Source organism: Alcaligenes endophyticus (genome assembly GCF_026344035.1).
Lineage (GTDB): Bacteria > Pseudomonadota > Gammaproteobacteria > Burkholderiales > Burkholderiaceae_B > Alcaligenes > Alcaligenes endophyticus.
On the sequence record NZ_JAPKND010000010.1, the window covers coordinates 61,851 to 85,088 of the forward strand.

Here is a 23,238-nt window from a genome sequence, read left to right on the forward strand (position 1 = left end):
CCTGATTAAGGTAAACGTAACAAGACAGGTAAATAAGCTTGTGTCTGTGCCCAGTGTATGCCAATAAACAACGGCACACTCACTAAATAGGGCAACGCATCCCGTAAAGTACTAGTTAACGCGGGCAAACAAACCATTAATTGAGCAGGGCTGTGCCACTGCTGCCAACGAGGCCAAAACCGCGGCACTGTCGCGCAATAGTGATCAAACTCATCAGCAAATATCTTACGCAACAATAACTCTTCCTCGGCGATAACCTTGCTAAACACACCATATACAATGCCACCCATTAATAAGGCCAAACAAGCACTGCCAGACTGTGCTCCCATACCCACGGCAGCCATCACCGAAAATACATATAAAGGATTACGACTAATCGAGTAAGGTCCAGCCGAAATTAAACTTTGCCCTTTGTATCCGCCTAGATATAAGGTACACCAACAACGTCCTATTATCGCGAGCACTATCAGAGCAAGGCCCACGCTGCGTACTAACTCAATCAAATACCCCTGTTGCCACACAGGGGCTAAGAACGGAACCACTGCTATTAGCAAAAAACCATAGTTACGAAAGGTGCGGCGACGACGCACCTGTATGCCTGACAAGAACGCCCAGGTCTGGTGAATATCTCCCTGCCCTCGTCGACGATAATCCGCACGCTCATAGGCTAACCACAAGGGGTAAAACATAATGCTGCACCACAACCACACCATCATCAAAGCGCTTATACAGTTGGCAAGATCCCCTTCGCCCAACAATAGTACGCGCAAGCTCATCAAGAGTACACTCAGCGTACCCAGCCACAGGCCCAAGCGTTGAATACTCGGTAACGACAATACATGACCAGCAAAATACAAACTAAATAATCCAGCCGCTAGAACCACCCAATTATTAGGCAAAGGTAAGCTGTATTCGCATAATAAGCAGCCTGCTTTACCTTGGTCCGAACCGAACCACTCAAACATAAAAAACCAACCGACCACCAGCACTAGTAAAGAAAACACAATACGCCGCCGCACTTGGCCTACGTGCAGCACTCGCTTCTGGGTAAGGGCGCCCATTTTATACATGGCGTAGCAAAGGCTAGCCAACACTATGGCCATATATAAGTACGTACTGATCTGAATGAATTCGGGAGACAAACTGGTTTGCATACGCTGCTCTATAGCTACCCGCCAACTAGGTCCTATATCTTGCAAATAGATTCGGCTCAAACCCATTAACCACAGTAATAAGATGGAGACGCCCACGATATGGCTAAGAAAATAGGTGGCGGCACTACGACGTAAAAACTGCAAAGAATGACTCATGACGGCTCTAACAAAAATGAGCTCACACTGCGTGAGCCGATAGACGTCATTCTAGGAATACGAGCGTGAAACTTGCGTTGAAGCCTGCCTCTTTAGGCAGCGACACTAAGCTAAAAACCCACTGACGGTAACTGACTTGGATCAAGCTCGCGCCACTGACCTGGAGGCAAGTCTTGCAATTCCCAAGGGCCTATACGTGTTCTTATTAGGCGCAGAGTAGGTAAGCCCACTGCCGCCGTCATCCGTCTTACTTGTCGATTGCGACCTTCGGTAATGGTAATGCTCAGCCAATGAGTGGGTATAGCTGCTCGATACCGCACAGGAGGCTCTCTATGCCACACTGTAGGTGCCTCAAGCTGAGCCACCAATGCAGGCGCCGTTAAGCCGTCGTTGAGCATAACCCCTTGACGCAACTGTTGTAACTGCTCATGCTGAGGTGTCCCCTCTACTTGAACCCAATACGTTTTTGGCAATTTGTAGCGCGGCTCGGCTATACGGGCTTGCAAGGCTCCATCATTGGTAAGTAAAAGCAAGCCTTCGCTGTTTCTGTCCAGTCGACCTGCGGGGTAAACATCGGGTAGCGCAACATAATCTTTCAAGGTAGCGCGACCTTGGTCATCACTAAACTGCGTGAGCACATCATAAGGTTTATTAAGCATAATCAAACGTGACGGTGGCCGGACTACTCGCTGAGAACTCGCTTGCTTAACACGTCTAGCAGATGAAATTGGACTCTTTATCTTATGCATGAAACAGTATGGCAATGAATAAAAAAACCGCTTTTTGCCAAGAAAAGCAAAAAGCGGCTTTTATCGTTAGCGGGACGTACTACTGACTTTCGAGGAAAGACTTCAACTTGTCCGCACGACTAGGATGACGCAACTTACGTAATGCCTTCGCTTCAATCTGACGAATACGCTCACGCGTCACATCAAACTGTTTACCGACCTCTTCCAAGGTTTGATCGGTACTCATTTCAATCCCAAAACGCATGCGCAAAACTTTAGCTTCACGGGGCGTCAAGGAGTCCAAGACATCTTTCACTACATCACGCATGGACCCATGCAAAGCGAAGTCCGAAGGTGAGACAGTGTTGTTGTCCTCGATAAAATCGCCCAAGTGAGAGTCATCATCGTCACCAATAGGCGTTTCCATCGAGATAGGCTCTTTTGCAATTTTTAAAATCTTACGCACTCGGTCTTCAGGCAAGTCCATTTTCAGGGCCAGTGTTGCTGGATCAGGCTCTACCCCTGTTTCCTGCAAAATCTGACGATTAATGCGATTCATTTTATTAATCGTTTCAATCATGTGCACGGGTATGCGAATGGTACGCGCCTGGTCGGCGATAGAACGAGTAATGGCCTGACGTATCCACCACGTTGCATACGTAGAGAACTTATAACCGCGGCGATATTCAAACTTATCCACCGCTTTCATCAAGCCTATATTGCCCTCTTGGATAAGATCCAAGAACTGCAGGCCACGGTTGGTGTATTTCTTCGCAATAGAAATCACCAAGCGCAAGTTGGCCTCGGTCATTTCACGCTTCGCTTTACGAGCCTTCGCTTCACCCGTTGTCATGCGTTTGTTGACCTCTTTCAGGTCTTTCAAAGGCAACACCACACTGGCTTGCAAATCGATTAGTTTTTGCTGGATCTCTTGCACTGCAGGAATATGGCGCTCAAGGATGGCACTGTAGGCATGACCTGCATTCACTTCATCAATCACCCACTGCAAATTCGTCTCATTGCCTGGGAAGACTTTAATGAAATGAGCACGTGGCATTTCAGCACGTTCGACACAGATATTGAGTATCTCGCGCTCGTGTTGTCGTACCACCGTTACTTGCTCGCGCATTGTTTCTGCTAACTTCTCTACCATTTTCGCGGTAAAGCGTATGCCCATGAACTCATTCAAAATAGTTTCTTGGGCCTGCATATAACCTTCGCTGCGATAGCCATCGGCCTCAAAAGCCGCACGCATTTTCCCAAACCACTCGTTGATAATATCGAATTTCTTCAGTGATTTAGAGCGCAAGTACTCGATTTGCGAACTGCTCATACCGCCTGCTGGACCTTCATCTTCTTCTTCTCGGGTGACGCCTGACCCTGCGTACTCTTCACCCTCGTCGTCCACCAAACCATCTACCACCTCGTCGATCTGCATGGTGCCCTCACGGACACGCTCAACATAGGCAAGAATTTCATTTACTGTGGTAGGACATGCGGCGATCGCCATGACCATATGTTTCAAGCCGTCTTCAATACGCTTGGCAATCTCAATCTCACCTTCACGCGTTAGAAGTTCAACTGACCCCATTTCACGCATGTACATGCGCACGGGATCTGTGGTACGACCGAAGTCAGAGTCTACTGTGGTCAGTGCTGCTTCCGCTTCATCTTCCACATCATCATCACTGGAAGCGATGGTGGCATTGTCGCTCATCAATAGCGTATCGGCATCAGGGGCTTGATCATAGACCGAAATCCCCATGTCGCTGAAAGTACCAATGATGCCGTCGATAGCTTCCACGTCCACCAAGTCGTCAGGTAGGTGATCGTTGATTTCACTATAAGTCAAATAACCACGATCTTTTCCTAACTTAATCAGGGCTTTAAGACGATTACGACGGGCCTCTTGCTCTTCAAGAGTCAGTTGACCACGGACTCCAAACACGTCTTTTTCGGCACGTGCACGCTTACCGCCGCGTTTAGGAACCGGTTTGAGATCGGGAATGACCTCGCCGTCATTGAGCTCGTCATCATCGTCAAAGTCTATTCCTTCGCCACCTGCATTTTTAGCAGGACGGCCACGACGCCCTCCGCCGACAACTTTCACTGCAGCCTTTTTCGCCGGCGCTTTTTTTGCTGCCGTTTTGCTGGTCGCCGTTTTTTTAACTGCGGCCTTCTTCGCGGCTTTTTTAGCGGCCTTTTTAGCCGGAGATGCGGCGGTAGCCTCTGATGAGCCATCTAGCTCGACCGAGCTAGTTGCCGAAGAACCCGTTGTCGCAGCCATTGTTTTAGAGCTGGAGCGAGTTTCCGTCGCTGAGGTTTTACCAGTCGTTTGAGTCATAATTTCTTCCATAGACGCACATTACCCAAGTGGTACCAATACGTAGTCACCGAGTATTGCAGGCTAGAACCTGAAATAGTTGTACTTGAAAAACGGCAATCCCTGTAAATAATGCCTTGCTACACGAATCACTGTATTAGAACTATCCCTCGCTCTGTGGCATGAGGGCTAAGATTAGCTTCGTGTTATACAAATCACTACATTACAGACGATCTTCCCCCAGGGAAAGTTTCTAGTTCAACTCAACTAAGGAGCGACTAGAAAAAACCATCCAAATCAAATTACAACATAAACCGTATATTTTACTTCAGTTACCGTGTATGAGCAGCATTTAACAATGCCATTCGTCGAGTCAATTCTTGATAGCGCTGACGTTGCTCTTCCGTTTTCAGACCGGACTCTACCAAGGCAGTTTGTTCTGTCTTGATTGCAGTCAACTCTATCTTGCGCAAAGCGTCTCGCCACTCCCCTTGCGGATCAGGCCACTCTTCGTCATTCAACAGCTCTGTGCTCAATGAAAGCAACACCACTGCCAGATCAGAATCGGGCTCAGCCGCTTCCAGTAAGGCTCCAGCATGCTGAGCTGACGAAACACTGGTTAAGGCGATAAGTTCCTGCACCAATTCTAGATGGGGACTCTGTGCCACTATTTCAAGTTGCTGATCGCCAAGCTCAGAAACTAGCTCTGGATAGGCAAGTAACAAGCGCAGTAGTCGCTTCGCCATGGGCGTAACTGAACGGGCTCCCCCAACTCTCGGGGCACTCTTGCGGAGCTTGTCGCTTTTTCGCGACGCACGGCGTTCTGGTTGAGCCGTCTGCCCATTGTGCTGCTCCCAAGGAGCATCACCGGCATAGTCAAAGCCAGGCTCAAACGAGGCAAACTCATCATCGTAAAAGACCGGTTCCCCGGGAAAATCGGAAGCCGCACCCGCATCAAAGGCTGATGGCATGGGACGGTCAACCAAGCCATCCTGAGCAGGCTCGGAGGGGCGTGTAACGGGCTCGGGGATAACACTGAGCAAACGCTGCGCTAACTCGTCGGGAGTCAACAGCACCATGCGAGCAAACTCATGGTGAATTTGCACTCGCAATGTCGTATCGGCCAACGCTGCTAGCAAAGGTAATGCCTCGTGCACGCAGGCAGCGCGCCCTTCTGCTTCTTGCATACGATGACGCGAGGCTAACTCGTCCAACATAAAGCGGGAAAGTGCCGTTGCCTCGGCGGCCAAATCACGGAACACATCCGCCCCATGTTCGGCCACATACGAGTCTGGATCATGCCCATCAGGCAAAAACAAAAAGCGCATCGAGACATCGTCTCGCACTAAAGGCAAACAGGTTTGCAAAGCACGCCAAGCGGCCTTTAAACCAGCTTTATCACCGTCAAAACAAAATACCAGCTTATCGCTAGCGCGCATAAGCTTACTAATATGAAACGGTGTGGTTGCCGTGCCTAGAGTTGCTACGGCGTTACACAGACCATGCTGCGCCAAAGCAACCACGTCCATGTAACCCTCAACCACCAAAACGAAACCTTCCGCGCGTATACCTTGGCGCCCTTCCCACAAGCCATAAAGCTCATGACCTTTGGAAAACAAAGAGGTCTCAGGTGAGTTTAAGTACTTGGGCTCGCCTTTTTCAATTAGGCGTCCGCCAAAGCCAATAATTTCCCCTTTGGTACTGCGTATCGGGAACATGACTCTGGAACGAAAACGATCATAGCGACGACCATCATCTGCCTCGACCACCAATCCGGCCTCGACCAGCTGATGATCTTCGTAATCATTAAATATCTTGGCTAAACCGCGCCTTTCGGTGCCAGTCCAACCCAGCCCAAAACGGGCTGCTATTTCGCCACTTAGGCCGCGACGCTTTAGATAGTCTTGGGCCATAGGTGACTGGCGCAACTGTTGCAGATAAAACTGTTGCGCCTGATCAAGCACACTTTGCTGACGGGCTCGCTCTTGCTTGCGGCGCTGGTCTACTATACGCTGCTTGGGGCTGCGCTCTGTCTCGGGCACGGTCATGCCCACAGCAGAGGATAGACTGCGCACCGCCTCTGGAAAACTAGCCCCAGTATGCTCGATCAAAAATGTAATGGCCGAGCCGTGTGCACCACATCCAAAGCAATGATAGAACTGCTTAGTGGGACTAACGGTAAACGAAGGTGATTTTTCGTTATGAAAAGGGCACAGGCCAAGCAAGTTGGCCCCGCCTTTACGCAACTGCACATAGCGCCCGACGACATCGGCTATATCTACACGGGCTAGCAGCTCCTGAATATAAGAATCAGGTATCAATACAAGCGCGGAGGCAATTGCTGACTACGAATGCGTTTATAGTGACGCTTTACAGCCGCGGCGTGCTTACGCTTACGCTCTGCTGTAGGTTTTTCGTAGAATTCGCGCGAGCGCAACTCGGTCAACAAACCGGTTTTTTCGATAGTGCGCTTAAAGCGACGCAATGCAACCTCGAAAGGCTCATTTTCTTTCAGGCGAACAATAGGCATGTATTCCCTGGCCTTGTAGTTAAAGTGTTAGTTAGATAAAACGGCTAGCCATAGATCATAGCATAAAAAGCTCGTAGGCTCAAAACACAGGTGATGAACAGCTAGAAGAGGCATTCATTAAGAATTCGTTATGCCCTTACGTACCCAGGCTTCCAACTGATGAGGACGGATACTGTCGTAGTCTTCAAAGGGCTGGTGTATCCAAGGGTTTGTAGGCAATTTGGAGACGTAGTAATCCGGCTCGATTTTAGCGTGGCCTTTCCACCACAATACCGCCGTCTTTAAACCGGTGATTGCGGGAAATTGTTGGATAAGGTGATCGCGTACACGCATGAACGTATTACCTGTGTCCACCATGTCATCGACTAGCAGCACATTTCCATCCAACGTACCACGAGTGATGGTGATGTACTGTGCAATATCAAGTTGACCCTGAGTAGTACCAGCCGCTTCGCGGTAACTGCTTGTAGCCAAAATACCTAAGGGAACATCATAAATGCGCGAGATCACGTCGCCCACACGCATTCCGCCACGAGCAAGACAGACAATTTTATCGAATTTCCAGCCTGAGGCATGAATATTCAACGCCAACTGCTCAATAAGTCGATTGTATTGTTCCCAGCTAACCCATTCGTCTTTATCTGTGTTGGGGGGCAAAGTCATAGATGTTCCTGATACAAAAAACAAAAAAGCGTGCCCACTGGCAACGCTGCACGGCACAGCGCTGCTAAACGACAAAGCGGCCCTTAGGCCGCTTTGCGTTAGTCGCACAAGAGGTGCGCTTAATTATATCCCTAAAACAACGTCTATTTGGTGAAGGGATCACGTAAAACAATAGTTTCGTTGCGATCTGGCCCCGTCGAAACCATATCAATAGGCACTTCACAAAGTTCCGCGATGCGCTCTAGGTAGCGACGCGCATTAACAGGCAACTTATCGTATTCCGTTACACCTACGGTGGATTCTGTCCAACCTGGCATTTCCTCCAAGACTGGCTCGGCTTCGGCCACGGCATGCGCGCCATAGGGCAACACATCCAAGAACTCGCCTTTATACCGGTAACCCACGCCAATCTTGATGTGCTCAACGCCATCCAACACATCAAGTTTAGTCACACATAAACCAGAAATACCGTTGATCATGACAGAGCGCTTCATCGCTGCAGCATCAAACCAGCCGCAACGACGGGGGCGTCCGGTGACAGAACCGAACTCTTTACCAACCGTCGCTAAGCGCACACCCGTGTCGTCGAGCAATTCGGTAGGGAAAGGGCCGGCCCCCACACGCGTAGTATAAGACTTGGCAATACCTAAAACATAGTCAAGCTCTTGGGGGCCTACTCCGGCGCCCGCAGAGGCTGCACCAGCCAAACAATTACTGCTGGTCACAAAGGGGTAGGTGCCATGATCTATGTCGAGTAAGGCGCCTTGTGCCCCTTCGAATAACAATTTTTGACCCGCTTTTTTAGCCACGTACAACGCATGCGACACATCGGCGACCATAGGCTGTAACTGCTCTGCCCACTCCATCGCTTGCTCTCGTACCTGCTCTGCCGAAACAGGCTCGGCATTCAGGTATTGCGTTAAAACAAAGTTGTGATAATCCAGCGCTTCGGCCAATTTTTCATCAAAAATAGCAGGATCATAAAGGTCTTGCACGCGCAGGGCACGTCGAGCCACTTTATCTTCGTAAGCAGGCCCGATACCACGCCCTGTGGTACCAATTTTCCCTTCACCTTTGCGCTTCTCACGCGCCTGATCCACTGCGACGTGATATGGCAGAATCAGGGGACAAGCGGGGGAAATCTGCAAGCGACTGCGTACATCTAAGCCAACAGCTTCCAGCTCAGCTATTTCCGTTAACAATGCGTCCGGTGCCAGCACTACGCCATTACCGATATAGCACGTTACGTGGGCATGCATAATGCCCGAAGGAATCAATCGCAAAATGGTTTTCTGGCCGTTAATCCAAAGAGTATGGCCAGCATTATGCCCGCCTTGGAAACGTACTACACCTTGAGCTGACTCTGCCAGCCAATCAACGATTTTTCCTTTTCCTTCGTCACCCCACTGGGTGCCGATGACCACAATGTTTTTACTCATGTCACGTTTCAAAATAGAGATGGCCGTTACTGTCTGGCCTGAAAAACTATCACCATGCAAATGATGCTGCAAAGCAGAATCAAATTGCCCTAAGCTGCCATTGATCACCCTCGAGCCTTAGCTCGCGATTGATCACAAACTCGTCCAAACTATGCTCGGCCTGACCGGGCAACATTTGAATCACTACCTCACCAGCCTGACGCAACTCATGAATAGCAGCGCGCAAAGCCTCTTGCTGCCCCCACGGGGCACGAATGGCAAATATTGCCTCAGCCGGTGACAAACCCGCTGACAACTTGCGCAAATCTAAACTAAAGCCCGTAGCGGCCCGGGCACGACCATACATGCGTCCAATACCGTCAAAACGACCTCCGCGCACTAGAGCATCATGCCAGCCTTCGGCATAGACCGAAAACACCAAACCAGAATGGTAGCCATAACCGCTACCAATATCGGCTAAGTCTATGGTGATATCTTGACCTGGCAAGGCATCCACCAAGGTGCGTAAGCTATGCAAAGCCTCGCGTATCTCAACGGCATCCGGCAATGCAGTACGCGCTTTGTCTAGCACTTCCACACCGCCGTACAAACTCATCAAATCAAGCAAATACTGCGTGGTTTCGGGTAAACAGCCGATGCGCTTACCGAGTTCGCGAAGGCCAGGTATATCTTTAGCATTTAACAGCTCAAATACCGCAGGACCATATTCCTTGAGAACAGGATCACGTTCAATCAGGAAACGCCCTATGCCTGGATAGTTCAAATCTAACCGAGGGGCTTGTACACCTGCACGGGCAACACTTTCCAAGGCTAAATCAATAACCTCAATATCTGACTCTACGCCAGCATGACCAAATATTTCGGCACCAATTTGAAGCAGCTCGCGATCAGACAACAGGCCGGCGGGACGCGCATGCAGCACAGAGCCACAATAGCACAAGCGGGTCAGCCCCTCACGATTGAGTAAGTGGGCATCAATACGAGCCACTTGAGGCGTCATATCAGCACGCACACCCATGGTACGGCCAGATATCTGATCAATAACCTTAGTCGTACGCAGGTTTAAATCAGTACCAGACACTGCCTGTAAAGACTCTAGGTACTCGACCAAAGGCGGAGCGACCAACTCAAACCCATAAGTACGGTATAAATCCAGCAAGTTACGACGCAACTCTTCTATGCGACGCGCTTCAGCAGGCAAAATATCGGCCAGACTTTCTGGCAACAACCAATTAGACATTCAAACGCCTCGAAATTTTTCTCGCATGCGGTTTAGCCAAACAAAAAGCGACTTGGGGCGGTAAGCCATCCAAGTCGCCTGCGAAGTGGTGTAAAAACTTACACGCTAGTATATACGAACATGATCGTTAGGGGAAAGCCCCCACGATCTTGTGCTCGCTTTTATCGCCCCTGAGCTCCTTTCATACCATTCCAGTACTGGAAGAAGTCAGACTCTGGACTAATCACTAAAGTATCACCTGCGCCGCCTTTAAAGGCCTTACGGTAGGCTTCAAGGCTACGATAGAATCGATAGAACTCGGGATTCTTACCGTAGGCTGCCGCGTAAATAGCCGCTGCCTCCCCATCGCCCTCACCTCGTACCGACTCAGTCTGCGCGTAAGCATCAGCAATCATTTCTTCGCGCTGACGATCTGCTTCGGCACGAATCCGTTCACTTTCCGCAGCTCCGGTTGCACGTAAACGGTTCGCCTCTTGAGTACGCTCAGCTTCCATACGACGGAATACCGACTCCGAAATCTCGGGAGCAAAATCAATGCGACGCAAACGTACATCGACGACTTCCACGCCCAAAGGACGAGCACGGGCCTCTACCGACGCTAACACCTCACGCATGATGGCATCACGCTCGGTAGAAACGACTTCTTTCACAGTGCGCACGTTCACCGCGGCATTCAAAGCATCGCGAATCTGTGCCTGCAAACGTTCTACGGCACCACGGTCGGTGGCTCCAAAAGTAACATAGAACAGACGCGGATCAGCGATACGCCATTTCACGTAAGAGTCAATCAGCAGGTTTTTCTTTTCTGCTGTTTGAATACGTTCTGGATCTTTGGTTTCTATCGTTTGCAAACGCTTGTCTAAAAAGACCACGTTCTCGAACGGAGGGGGTAATTTAAAATACAAGCCCGGGCTGGTGATGGTTCCACGCACCTCACCCAGCGCAAACACGAGGGCAGCATCGCGCTCACGCACGATAAATACTGAGGATAAGAACAAACCTATAATCACCGCCAAGGCAATCAGAGCAGGAATTAAACGTTGCATCATGCTCTCCTAGCGTGAATAAGGTGAATAGGGGTTCTGCAGCGAACCTGGCAAGTTCGGCACAACCGGTGAAGTAGAGGTAGAGACTGCGTTGTTAGCACCAGCCGGACGCTTCATCGGCTCGTTAGCCGCTGCCCCGCTCGCCGTTGCATTGCCCGCACTCGCTGCTGGAGCCGTTGCCTCAGAACCACGCGCTGCCTGAGCAGCAATTTTATCTAGAGGCAAATACAACATATTGTTTGCAGCAGAAGCATCTAACAATACTTTGCTGTTGTTTTCCAACACCTCTTGAACCGTTGCTATGTAGAGACGATCACGTGTAACCCCTGGGGCTTTCGCGTACTCGGTTTCCACACTTGTAAAGCGTGCTGAGTTACCTCGGGCATCACCGATAACCTTGGCCTTATACCCTTCCGCCTCTTGCTGCATACGAGCCACCTGCCCCGCTGCCTCTGGGAGAACCTTATTCGCGTAGGCCGTACCCTCGTTGATCTGACGCTCCCTATCTTGACCCGCTTTCACGGCGTCATCAAAAGCAGCTTGAACTTGCTCGGGAGGCTGCACGTTCTGAATAGCTACGGTACTGATCTGTATACCTGTGCCGTAGCGATCCAAAATGGATTGCGCCAGCTTCTGTACATCTACTGCAATTTGTGTACGACCTGAATACAACACGGAATCCATAGGCGTGCGCCCAACGATTTCCCGCATCGCGGTTTCAGCTGACTGACGCACTGACTCGTCTGGGTTGACGGTATTAAATAGGTAATCAGGCGCACCATTCGGCAATAAGCGGTACTGCACCACGTATTGCATATCGACGATATTTTCGTCGTTCGTCAACATCAGCGATTCTGGCAATACTTTATTGCGTGATGAACCTCGGTAGCCGACTTCAAAAGTACGCAATTGAGAAATATTAACCGTTTGGTCATTCTCAATAGGACTAGGCCAGCGCCACTGCAAACCAGGATTAAGCGTTTTGGTATAGGCCCCAAAGCGAGTAACAACTGCCACTTGCCCTTCTTGGACGATAACAAAGCCGCTGGCCATCCATAAACCAATTGCTACCAAGCCGCCAAATATGAACAGACGAGGTGAGCCTTTTGGCAAACGGGGTCCGCCCGAGCCTCCAGAGGGAGTATTGGTAGGGGGACGTTTAGAGCCACCACGACCAAACATGGAACCTAGGCGGTTATTAAAATCTCGCCAAACCTCGTCCAGATCAGGAGGGCTATCGGGCTTACCCGGACGACGCGGAGGCTCCGAGCCGTTCTTGCCACCGTCTCGTCCCCAACCGGGATCGTTTAAATTGAATATAGTATTTTTAAGACGCATTAGTATCCGCTATGTGACCTGAATCGACGATCGCTGCACGCAATTCGTCTAATCCAATGCGCTCGAAAGCGCTGACAAAGACTCGCGCAATGGTACCATGTTCATCCCGTTCTATACGCGGCTCGTAGCCAAGTAGGTCTATTTTGTTATAAACCAATATGCGGGGTATAGCATCTGCACCAATATCGGCAAGCACCTTATGAACTTCAAATATTTGCTCATCGCGCTGCGGACTGGAAGCATCCACAACATGCAATAGCAAATCAGCGTGTATCGTTTCTTCGAGAGTAGCCCTAAAAGCAGCAATTAAGGTGGGCGGTAGATCCCGGATAAAACCTACCGTATCGGATACCACGACCTGCCCTTTACCCTCTAGCCACACCCTACGAGTGGTGGTATCTAAAGTAGCAAATAACTGATCGGCCGCATAGGCATCTGCACGCGTCAACGCATTAAACAACGTGGATTTGCCAGCGTTGGTGTATCCCACCAACGATACGGACAAAGTATCCCCTCGACTACGTGCACGACGTTGCGTCGTGCGTTGGCGCTGAACACGAGCTAAGCGCTCGCGTAACGTACGCACTTTGTCACCGATCATACGTCTGTCCATCTCGAGCTGAGACTCGCCTGGACCACGCATACCTATTCCACCGCGTTGACGCTCTAAGTGCGTCCACATGCGCGTTAAGCGAGAAGACAAATACTGCAGTTGAGCGAGCTCAACTTGCAATTTACCCTCATGACTTTGCGCTCGCAATGCAAAAATATCTAAAATTAAGGCAACTCGATCAACGACTCGCAACTCAAAGCGCCGCTCTAAATTACGCTGTTGCGCAGGGCTTAAAACCTGATCAAACAATATAACTTCAGCGCCCCCGGACAAGGCTAAGCCTAACGCCTCGTCCAACTTACCTGTACCAATAAAATAAGCGGGATCAGGGCGTTGTCGTCGAACGACAATAGTCTCAACGATCAGTGCGCCAGCCCCTTGGGCGAGCATGAGAAACTCTTCTGAGTGCGCCTGAAAATCCGGCTCACCCATATCTACACTGATAATCAGTGCCTTCATGGGCTGTCCGATAAAGAGATGCCCGTCGTCAAACTATGCACGACGGGTATAACAATACAAACCAACTGCATCCTTGGCTTATTCAGCCGGGGAATCTACAGCCAGATTCACTGGCCGAGCAGGAACGACCGTGGAGATCGCGTGTTTGTACACCATTTGCGTAACAGTATTACGCAGCAGTACAACATACTGATCAAAAGATTCAATCTGCCCCTGTAGCTTAATACCATTAACCAGATAGATGGAAACGGGGATGTGCTCTTTACGTAGCGCATTTAAAAACGGGTCTTGTAGAATTTGCCCTTTGTTGCTCATTGGGTATGCTCCAATTGTGTTGTTATAGCCAAATACTTAGCAGATCAATACTGTACAGGGTTTTCCCTGAACACGCATCTATTCTGCTCTGTTTTCTTTATTTTCTTTGTTTTCCGCCTCAAGCGCGGCCTAAGATGACTTTTAAGGAGTCACAAAGACGCTGGCATTGTGCTGGAGACCCTACTGTGATACGCAGATAGTTATCAATACGTGATTGCTTAAAATGACGCACCAATATACCTTGGACACGCAAAGCCTGTTGTAGTTCACTGGCCGAATGGTTGGCATGACTTACCATCAAAAAGTTAGTTTTCGACGGCAGAACCTCAAAACCCAACTCTATCAAGTCTTTCGCTAGTTGCTCTCGAGCATTGATCACGATCTGACACTGCTGTTCAAAATAATCATGATCTTGCACGGAAGCGACGGCTCCAGCTAATGCTAAGCTGTCCATAGGATAGGAGTTAAAACTATCTTTCACACGCGCCAAGGCCTCAAGAAGCCCCGTTTGTGCCACAGCAAACCCCACCCGCAAGCCTGCCAACGCCCTAGACTTAGAAAAGGTCTGAATCACTAATAAGTTGTCGTATTGGTTCACCAGCTTGACTGCAGACTGCGCCCCAAAATCCACATAGGCTTCATCCACCACCACCACCGTGTCAGGATTCGCTTGCAAAATAGCCTCAATGTCCACTATGGTTAAAGCACGTCCGGTAGGGGCATTGGGGTTAGCAAAAATAATACCTGCCGGAGGCACTTCGCGCTGGGCAGTATAATCAGACACGCGAATACTGAAGTCGGACGCCAAGGGGATACATTCGGTAGGCACCCCATAATAGGTGCTGTACGTAGTGTAAAAACTGTAGGTAATATCGGGCATCAACAAGGGACGCCCGGAGCGCAAGAATAATGCACTGAAGACATGGGCAAGAATTTCATCTGAGCCATTACCCAGAAAAACCTGATCTGCTTCAACCTTTAACCATGTCGCAATAGCCTGCCTCAACGCCAGCGAATTAACGGGCGGATATAAGCGTAAGTCATCGTTTGCTGCTTGACGGATGGCCTCGATCGCACGCGGTGAAGGACCATTAGGATGCTCGTTAGTATTAAGCTTCAGCATATTGTCTAACTTGACCTGCTCGCCAGGAAGGTAGGGCGTTAAGCCAACGACATGATCACTCCACAAACGGCTCATTAAGCCTCCTTCAAATACGGGTTTTTAGATGACTTAAGCTCTATCCGCAAAGGCGTGCCTTGCAAGTCAAAGGCTTCGCGGAAACGAGACTCCAGATAGCGTCGGTACGAATCAGAGATAGCGTCTAAAGCATTGCCATGAATCACCACTATGGGCGGATTCATTCCACCTTGGTGGGCGTAGCGTAGCTTAGGACGGAAAATTCCTTTACGCGGCGGCTGCTGTTGCTCTACCGCATCGTGTAGTACGCGTGTTAGCTTAGGGGTAGACAATTTACGGAAAGCGGCCGCATGGGCAGCGTTAACTGAACTCAATAGCGGATTGATTCCCTGCCCTTTTAATGCTGACAGCGTATGCATACGCGCGAAACTCAAAAATCGTAATTTGCGTTCAAATTCACGCATAATCCATTCGCGCTGGTAGTCGTCTAAACCGTCCCACTTGTTGATCCCGATAACTAAAGCACGCCCCGTTTCAACCACGAAACCGGCAATACTAGCATCCTGATCAGAAATTTCAGTGTGAGCATCTATCATCAGCAACACCACATTACACGCCTCGATAGCTTGTAATGTTTTAATCACTGAAAACTTTTCGACGGCTTCAAATACCTTGCCACGCTTGCGTAAACCAGCGGTATCTATAAGGGTATACTTGACCCCTTTGCGCTCGAACTCAATTTCAATCGCATCACGAGTTGTACCGGGTTGATCAAAGGCAATGACACGTTCCTCGCCCAACAAGGTGTTAATCAGCGTAGACTTGCCCACATTAGGGCGACCAACAATCGCCAGCTTAATGCGATGCTCTACGTCACCTTCGGTGCCATCATCTGCCTCGTCCAACACTACGGGGCGTAGCTCTTGGACTTTAGCTAAAGCTAAGCTAATCAGGTCTTCAACACCATCACCATGCGAAGCTGAAATAGGATAAGGATGCCCCAGGCCTAGCTCATGAAATTCAGCTCCACCTGCTTCATGGCGCATCCCTTCAGCTTTGTTTACCGCCAAAAATACGGTTTGCCCTTGACGTCGCAGTAACTGCGCAATTTCCAAGTCTAAAGCGTTAAGACCCTCGCGCGCATCGACAAGAAAAATAACCACATCAGACTCAGCAATCGCTTGCTGAGTCTGGCGCGCCATCTCTAATAGCATTCCCGACTTTGCCACAGGCTCAAAGCCGCCTGTATCCACCACTAGATAAGGCGACCCACCCAAACGGCCCTCACCATAATGTCGATCTCGCGTTAAGCCGGGAAAGTTTGCCACTAGGGCATCACGCGAACGGGTGAGGCGATTAAACAGTGTGGACTTGCCTACATTAGCACGTCCAACCAACGCCACTACAGGTTTAAAAGTAGTGCTTTTCAATTAATACCCACCAAAACCAAATTACCATTTCCCGTTTGAACCAGTACACCACGATCGGTCCCCAATAGTGGCGACACAATCGGCCCACCACCCACGCTAAGTCGACCTTCTAGCTTACCGTCAATACGAGATAAGAAATGTACGTAACCTTGATAATCGCCTGCCGCTAATACTCGCGGCGTGACCGCCATAGTGGCTAAACGACGATTACGTAAACCATCCTGCTCCCAAACCGTTTGCCCATTGACTAAAGCCAGAGCCTCAATCTTGTCGCGACTGTTCGCGATATACAGCAAATGACTATCGGACACAGGACCCGAGACAGCAGATATCTTGCGATCCCATAGGGGCACGCCCCCTTGCTGCACATCAAAACACACGACTCGTCCTTGATACGTCGCTCCACAGAGTAATGGATCTTGTACCTGTGGCGCGCCGACTACGTCGTTAATTCGCTCTAAATCGGTAGCGCCTTGCGATACCGACACACTACCTTCCCACACTACCCCGCCGGTTTGGGTATTAATAGCCATTAACCTGCCATTGGGCATACCGGTTAACAACATGCCATCCACAATACGCATTTGCATACCGGTTTTTAACGACAGTGCAGGACCCGGGCGTTGAACACTCCAGAGCAGTTCACCATTCCGGGCGTTAAACGCTTGAATACGGTAATCACTGGCACGCACAACCACCACGCCCTCGCCCACAGCCGGAGGAATGGTTACCGCGCTACTGGCACGAGTGCGCCAGATTTCTTGCCCAGCATCATCGTAGGCCACCACATCGCCATCAGCCGTCACCACAGCAGTAACGAGACCATCACTGCCGACACCTGCAGTCAAACGCTTACCTGCATTGGCCGACCACATCACGCGTCCACTACCCAGATCAACTTTATGAACTTGGCCCGAAGGCACCGCGGCGTACACATCACTACCAACCAACGCAGGCGCAAACCCAACATCAGAACCGCTTCCCAAAGACACTGACCACAGCACATTGCTAGTGATCGTGTTGCCGTATTCGCCCAACGGGGCTGGGTCGTAACGTGTATCCGTGCTGGAGCACGCGGCCAAAACAACTAAGCTCAATGCACAAACACTGGTGCGCAAGAAGCGACGGGACAAGACTGCGCGCATATTACACTCCGGATAATGCATCAATTTTCAGTTGAACTACTTGTGACAAAGGATCATTTTCAAGTTCAGCCACCGCTGCCTGCCAAGCTTGACGAGCTTTTTGCTTGTCTCCTTGGGCGAAATACACATCCCCTTTACGGTCAGCATATAGTGCAGCAAACCCAACCGGAGCTGACTCTAGCAATGCCAAAGCTTGGTCATAGTGCTGTTGCTCAGACAACAGGCCCGCCAAACGCAGTTGCGCCACAGCCTGTAAAGCGGGATCAAATTTGCTTGCGACCAACCAGTTCAATTGTTCCTTAGCACCTTCCTGGTCGCCCCGCTGCTGCAAAGCCGCTGCCGCCATCAAAACGGCACGAGAGGTATAGCCAGATTTAGGGAAATCAGTACGCAACGTAGCACTGGCCGCTTTAATACGGGCCTCTGACTCTTCGCCCTCTTGGCGAGTTGCGCTTTCTAGCGCTTCAAAATACCCCATAGCCTGACCAGCCTGATGACCTTGATACCAGATCCAGCCGCGCCATCCTGCCACCGCCGCTAAAGCAACAAACGCTAGGATCACACAAAAAGTGCCATAACGATCCCACCAAGCTTTTATCTGGTCCAGTTTTTCCTGTTCTTCTAGATCGTAGGCCATGCTTATAGAATCCTTGCTGCGATCACAGCGGCTAATTGTTCAAATTCAACCGACTCTTGTTGCTCGGTTTGCTCATCGCTCAGGCGTAGCCATTTAACACTAGCCGCCTGAGACTGAATTTCATTGTCACCTACTATGACGGCAACGGCAGCACCGCTAGCATCAGCGCGTTTAAACTGAGACTTAAAACCACTAGAGCCTGCATGCACAATGACATGTAAACCAGCATCACGTAGCTGTTCGGCCAATAAGGCACAAGTACGCTGAGCAGACTCACCCTGATGCACCATGTACACCTGGCACTCAGGTGCCGCGAGCGGCTCTTGATCCTGCTGCCACAAATCAAGCAAACGCTCCATGCCAATAGCAAAACCGACTGCCGGAGCTGACTTACCCCCCAACAGCTCAATCAAACCATCGTAACGACCGCCACCACACACAGTGCCCTGGGCTCCCAAGCGATCCGTCACCCACTCAAACACGGTCAGGTTGTAATAATCCAACCCACGCACCAAACGGGGATTTAAGGTGTAGGCAATACCTGCATCGTCAAGGCGTTCACACACACCACGAAAGTGCGCTTTTGACTCTTCTTGGAGGAAATCAAATAAACGTGGCGCCGTATTCGCCATGTCTTGCATAGCAGGGTTTTTCGTATCTAGGACCCGTAGCGGATTAACGTACATACGTCGCTGCGCCTCTTCGTCCAGCACATCTTTATGCGCTTCAAGGTGAGCAATCAGGGCCGCCCGATGGGCTGCACGCTCGCTAGCTTGTCCTAAAGAGTTCAGCTCAAGACGGATATCATTAAGCCCCAATAAGCGCCATAAGCGAGCCAGCATGAGAATCAGCTCAGCATCGACATCTGGCCCCGGCAAGCCCAAGGCCTCAACGTCAATTTGATGAAACTGACGATAGCGTCCACGCTGAGGGCGTTCGTGACGAAACACCGGCCCCATTGCGTAGACGCGCTGAGGTCGATCATAAAGCAAATTATGTTCAATACTGGCACGTACCATGCCGGCTGTGAACTCGGGCCGCATGGTTAGCTTGTCACCATTTAAGGAGTCGGTAAAAGAATACATCTCTTTTTCAACGATATCGGTCACTTCGCCAATGCCGCGCGCGAATAACTGGGTGAATTCCAGTACGGGAGTACGCATATTGCGATACCCATAGCTCGCCAACCATTCGCGCACTAACTCTTCTAAATGCTCCCACTGCGCGCTTTCGCCTGGAAGCAAGTCTTTCATGCCTGTTAAGGCGCGTAGCTTTTGAAACTGCTGCGTCATATTGTATTTACTGCCTGCCCGGCCGTTAGGAAAGCCAGGCGAAGTTCAAGAGTGATTAGCGCCACTACCGTAGCGCCGCTGTACGTAATTTTCCACGATTTCTTGGAATTCCTGAGCGATGGTATCACCTTTAAGGGTAACGACACGCTCGCCATCTACATAAACTGGTGCAGAAGGGAGTTCCCCGGTGCCAGGTAAACTAATGCCGATATCGGCATGTCGGCTTTCCCCAGGGCCATTAACCACACAGCCCATAACCGCTACATTCATACTTTCCACACCAGGATAACGCGTTTTCCATACCGGCATTTGATCCCTCAAATAGGTCTGGATATCGCTCGCCAGTTCTTGGAACACCGTACTACTCGTGCGTCCACAACCGGGGCATGCGACCACCATAGGAGTGAAAGCACGCAAGCCCATAGTCTGCAATATTTCTTGCGCTACCACGACTTCACGGCTGCGGTCTCCACCGGGCTCGGGCGTGAGGGAAATACGAATCGTATCTCCTATGCCCTGCTGTAACAATACGGCCAAGGCCGCAGTAGACGCCACAATACCTTTGCTGCCCATACCCGCTTCGGTTAAACCTAAATGCAAGGGATACGTGCAACGGGCGGACAAGTCTTTATAAACCGTGATCAAATCTTGTACGTGACTAACCTTACACGACAGAATAATAGCATCGGCAGCCAAGCCGAGCTCTTCCGCACGCTCAGCATTACTCACCGCCGACACCACCAACGCATCACGCATCACCGCCTGCGGCGTCCAAGGGTGCTGACGCTGCTGGTTCTGGTCCATCATGCGTGCGAGCAACTCATGATCCAAACTCCCCCAGTTCACGCCAATTCTGACGGGTTTTTCGTAACGACAAGCCACTTCTATCATTTGGGCAAAATTATCATCCCGCCGCTTCCCACCACCCATATTCCCGGGGTTGATACGATACTTGGATAACGCTTGCGCGCACTCAGGAAACTGAGTGAGTAATTTATGGCCGTTGTAATGAAAATCGCCCACCAACGGAACATCAATACCCATGCGATCTAATTGTTCTCGAATAGCTGGCACTTCTCGCGCTGCCTCGGGTGTATTGACCGTAATACGCACAAGCTCAGACCCTGCCATGGCCAGCTCTTTGACTTGTATCGCTGTGGCGATGGCGTCAACTGTATCCGTATTAGTCATGGACTGTACAACCACAGATGCAGAACCCCCGATGTGTACTACTTTTTGCCCCCAAGATACAGCCACTTTTCGGGTAGAGCGCTTCGCTTGCGCACCTACAGGTAAAGCCTGTTCCGTACAGTTCAATATTTCCGTGCCCATGATTACAAACCTTTCAGCCAGTCAAACACCAACCACGATTCGGGGATCCAGCCTCGATCTAGGGCATAAAAACCCGCAACTAATAACACCAGCAAAATAATCAACCACCAGCCCCAAGAGCGTGACTGACGCTCTGAATATAAGGCTGTATCACCGCGCGTCGACGCCGAAGAAAGATTTTTCGGAACTGGGCGTGGGGCCTCTACGCCACTGACCTGAGACTCGAGCTGTAGCAATACAGCATCCATATCTGCCTCTAAGTAGCGCGCATAATTTTTTACCATGCCGCGTAGCAACAAACCATCGGGCAAACTGTCCCACTGTTCTGTTTCGAGCGACTCTAGCTGACGAACCGAAAACTTGATACGCGCCGAAGCATCCGACAGACTTACACCTTTTGCTTCACGCAACGCTTTAAGCAGAGCCCCTACTCCTATAGTCTCATGAGCATTGAGCGTAGGGTTAACGGATGGCTGCTTTGGGCTCATGCGGGCTCCTGTTTCAATAAGATGGTGGCACGCGCTGGCATACGCTCTTGGATACGCGTGCGGTCACGTATATCCCCCGCTAACTGCCCACAAGCAGCCGCTATATCATCACCACGTGTTTTACGTACGGTCGTCACTACCCCGCCATCGCTCAAAAGCTGTGCAAACTGACGCACACGATTAGCGCTAGAGCGTTTCAAGCCTGACTGCGGGAAAGGGTTAAAAGGAATAAGGTTAAATTTACAACGCACTTGCTTGGCAATCTCAAGCAACTCATAGGCATGCTGATCGGCGTCATTAATACCATCCAACATAATATATTCGAAGGTAATGAAATCGCGCGGCGCACGTTGCAAATAACGGTTACAGGCGGCAAGCAGCTCAACTAAGGGATATTTTTTATTCAATGGCACCAAGCGATCCCGTAAGGCATCATTAGGGGCATGTAAGGACACGGCCAAGGCCACAGGACAGTCCTGCGCTAATCTATCCATCATGGGCACCACACCTGAAGTAGATACCGTAACGCGACGACGCGATAAACCATAAGCATGGTCATCTAGCATCAACAGCAAAGCGCCCAAGACCTGATCATAATTAAGCAAGGGTTCGCCCATGCCCATCATGACCACATTGCTAATAACTCGCTGATTTTCCGTTTGCCCCTCACCAATACGCGCCGCTTCAGGGGCCTGCAACAAAGCCCGCTTGGCGAACCAGAGCTGACCAATAATTTCAGCAGTGGTTAGATTACGATTAAAGCCTTGATAGCCTGTAGAGCAAAACGGACAGGCCACGGTACAGCCCGCTTGGCTGGAAATACACAAGGTGCCGCGATCATCCTCAGGGATAAATACTGCCTCAACAGCATTACTTTGTCCCACGTCAAACAACCACTTGCGTGTGCCATCAGCGGATATATGTTCGTGCGACATCGATGGCGCGCGCACCTCGCAGTGAGCCGTTAATTGCTCACGGAAGTCGCGCGCCAAGTCTGTCATCAGATCGAACTGATCCGTACAGCGCTGGTGCATCCAGCGTTGCAATTGCCGCGCGCGAAAGGGCTTGCCGCCCCACTGCGCAACAAGTTCGGTTAATTGCTGCGGGCTCATGCCCAACAGATTAGTAGTTTCGATCGAAGACATAAAAATTTACGACGAGTTATACGTATACGAGACGATTAACGGCTGTAAACGTTGGACTCTGAGAAAAAGAAAGCGATTTCAACAGCAGCTGTTTCAGGGGCATCTGAACCGTGTACAGCGTTAGCATCGATGCTGTCGGCAAAGTCAGCACGAATCGTGCCTGGTTCAGCTTTTTTAGGATCGGTAGCGCCCATCAGGTCGCGGTTAGTAGCGATGGCGTTTTCACCTTCCAGAACCTGAACAAATACAGGACCGGAAATCATGAAATCGACCAAGTCTTTGAAGAAAGGGCGCTCGCTATGCACGGCGTAGAAACGCTCAGCTTCGCCACGGGACAGATGCACCAGACGACCGGCAACAACTTTTAGTCCAGCGTTCTCAAAACGAGAAACAATTTGACCGATAACATTTTTTGCCACTGCATCGGGCTTGATAATGGATAGGGTGCGTTCAATAGCCATGAGAAAATCCAAGTAATAACAATATATAGTGTAGTCTTTGCAACGTAGACGAAAACGTATGCAAGCATATGAATTGTGCTTTTTTCAATAAAAACAAGCACTTTCGTCGTATTTACGGCAACCTAGAATTTTAGCATGCCCACGACGCTCGGCTACATCTTAAAAT

At 50.2% G+C, this 23,238-nt stretch carries 21 protein-coding genes; all 21 read right to left on the reverse strand.

The features are described from left to right. Window positions 1–5 precede the first annotated feature (5 nt). Complete coding sequence (locus tag OSH01_RS15120; protein WP_266124962.1) at window positions 6–1,310, reverse strand: methyltransferase family protein; 1,305 nt, start codon at window positions 1,308–1,310, stop codon at window positions 6–8. Window positions 1,311–1,420: 110 nt separating this feature from the next. After that, entirely contained in the window at window positions 1,421–1,969 is a 549-nt protein-coding gene (locus tag OSH01_RS15125) for a pseudouridine synthase (protein ID WP_266124963.1), read from the reverse strand. A gap of 169 nt (window positions 1,970–2,138) precedes the next feature. Continuing rightward, window positions 2,139–4,382: an RNA polymerase sigma factor RpoD gene (rpoD, locus tag OSH01_RS15130; protein ID WP_266124964.1), complete on the reverse strand. Its 2,244-nt coding sequence runs from the start codon at window positions 4,380–4,382 to the stop codon at window positions 2,139–2,141. A 311-nt stretch (window positions 4,383–4,693) separates the two neighbouring features. After that, the gene (gene dnaG / locus OSH01_RS15135; protein ID WP_266124965.1) at window positions 4,694–6,682 is read right to left on the reverse strand and encodes a DNA primase; all 1,989 of its coding nucleotides are present in this window, start codon (window positions 6,680–6,682) and stop codon (window positions 4,694–4,696) included. Next, a complete protein-coding gene (gene rpsU / locus OSH01_RS15140; protein WP_266124966.1) occupies window positions 6,679–6,891 on the reverse strand; it encodes a 30S ribosomal protein S21 in 213 nt (70 codons plus the stop codon). The genes dnaG and rpsU overlap by 4 nt, the downstream gene beginning before the upstream one ends. Window positions 6,892–7,008: 117 nt before the next feature. Continuing rightward, window positions 7,009–7,554: a phosphoribosyltransferase gene (locus tag OSH01_RS15145; RefSeq protein WP_266124967.1), complete on the reverse strand. Its 546-nt coding sequence runs from the start codon at window positions 7,552–7,554 to the stop codon at window positions 7,009–7,011. 143 nt (window positions 7,555–7,697) lie between these two features. Continuing rightward, window positions 7,698–8,993, reverse strand: a complete 1,296-nt coding sequence (locus tag OSH01_RS15150) for an adenylosuccinate synthase (protein ID WP_266125029.1) — start codon at window positions 8,991–8,993, stop codon at window positions 7,698–7,700. Between the two features lie 79 nt (window positions 8,994–9,072). Continuing rightward, window positions 9,073–10,233 (reverse strand): ATP phosphoribosyltransferase regulatory subunit, encoded by a 1,161-nt coding sequence (locus OSH01_RS15155; RefSeq protein ID WP_266124968.1) that lies wholly within the window; start codon window positions 10,231–10,233, stop codon window positions 9,073–9,075. A 161-nt stretch (window positions 10,234–10,394) separates the two neighbouring features. Then, window positions 10,395–11,279: a protease modulator HflC gene (gene hflC, locus OSH01_RS15160; protein WP_266125030.1), complete on the reverse strand. Its 885-nt coding sequence runs from the start codon at window positions 11,277–11,279 to the stop codon at window positions 10,395–10,397. 9 nt (window positions 11,280–11,288) lie between these two features. After that, window positions 11,289–12,617, reverse strand: a complete 1,329-nt coding sequence (gene hflK, locus OSH01_RS15165; RefSeq protein WP_266124969.1) for an FtsH protease activity modulator HflK — start codon at window positions 12,615–12,617, stop codon at window positions 11,289–11,291. Next, window positions 12,607–13,689 carry a GTPase HflX gene (gene hflX / locus OSH01_RS15170; RefSeq protein ID WP_266124970.1) on the reverse strand — a complete coding sequence of 361 codons (1,083 nt, stop codon included), beginning with the start codon at window positions 13,687–13,689 and terminating at the stop codon, window positions 12,607–12,609. The genes hflK and hflX overlap by 11 nt, the downstream gene beginning before the upstream one ends. 78 nt (window positions 13,690–13,767) lie before the next feature. Next, window positions 13,768–14,004: an RNA chaperone Hfq gene (hfq, locus tag OSH01_RS15175; protein WP_266124971.1), complete on the reverse strand. Its 237-nt coding sequence runs from the start codon at window positions 14,002–14,004 to the stop codon at window positions 13,768–13,770. A gap of 118 nt (window positions 14,005–14,122) precedes the next feature. Beyond that, window positions 14,123–15,202, reverse strand: coding sequence for a histidinol-phosphate transaminase (gene hisC, locus OSH01_RS15180; protein WP_266124972.1), 1,080 nt, complete (start codon window positions 15,200–15,202; stop codon window positions 14,123–14,125). Then, entirely contained in the window at window positions 15,202–16,572 is a 1,371-nt protein-coding gene (gene der, locus OSH01_RS15185) for a ribosome biogenesis GTPase Der (protein ID WP_266124973.1), read from the reverse strand. The genes hisC and der overlap by 1 nt, the downstream gene beginning before the upstream one ends. Further along, on the reverse strand, window positions 16,569–17,717 hold the full coding sequence (gene bamB, locus OSH01_RS15190) for an outer membrane protein assembly factor BamB (RefSeq protein WP_266124974.1): 1,149 nt from the start codon (window positions 17,715–17,717) through the stop codon (window positions 16,569–16,571). Before bamB ends, der begins: the two co-directional genes overlap by 4 nt. A 1-nt stretch (window position 17,718) precedes the next feature. Continuing rightward, on the reverse strand, window positions 17,719–18,354 hold the full coding sequence (locus OSH01_RS15195) for a YfgM family protein (RefSeq protein ID WP_266124975.1): 636 nt from the start codon (window positions 18,352–18,354) through the stop codon (window positions 17,719–17,721). A gap of 2 nt (window positions 18,355–18,356) precedes the next feature. Then, on the reverse strand, window positions 18,357–19,646 hold the full coding sequence (gene hisS / locus OSH01_RS15200) for a histidine--tRNA ligase (RefSeq protein ID WP_266124976.1): 1,290 nt from the start codon (window positions 19,644–19,646) through the stop codon (window positions 18,357–18,359). 45 nt (window positions 19,647–19,691) lie between these two features. Then, window positions 19,692–20,978, reverse strand: coding sequence for a flavodoxin-dependent (E)-4-hydroxy-3-methylbut-2-enyl-diphosphate synthase (gene ispG, locus OSH01_RS15205; RefSeq protein ID WP_266124977.1), 1,287 nt, complete (start codon window positions 20,976–20,978; stop codon window positions 19,692–19,694). A 2-nt stretch (window positions 20,979–20,980) separates the two neighbouring features. Beyond that, window positions 20,981–21,466: a helix-turn-helix domain-containing protein gene (locus tag OSH01_RS15210; protein ID WP_266124978.1), complete on the reverse strand. Its 486-nt coding sequence runs from the start codon at window positions 21,464–21,466 to the stop codon at window positions 20,981–20,983. After that, entirely contained in the window at window positions 21,463–22,611 is a 1,149-nt protein-coding gene (gene rlmN / locus OSH01_RS15215; RefSeq protein WP_266124979.1) for a 23S rRNA (adenine(2503)-C(2))-methyltransferase RlmN, read from the reverse strand. The genes OSH01_RS15210 and rlmN overlap by 4 nt, the downstream gene beginning before the upstream one ends. A 35-nt stretch (window positions 22,612–22,646) precedes the next feature. Continuing rightward, the gene (gene ndk, locus OSH01_RS15220; protein WP_266124980.1) at window positions 22,647–23,072 is read right to left on the reverse strand and encodes a nucleoside-diphosphate kinase; all 426 of its coding nucleotides are present in this window, start codon (window positions 23,070–23,072) and stop codon (window positions 22,647–22,649) included. Between the last annotated feature and the right edge of the window lie 166 nt (window positions 23,073–23,238).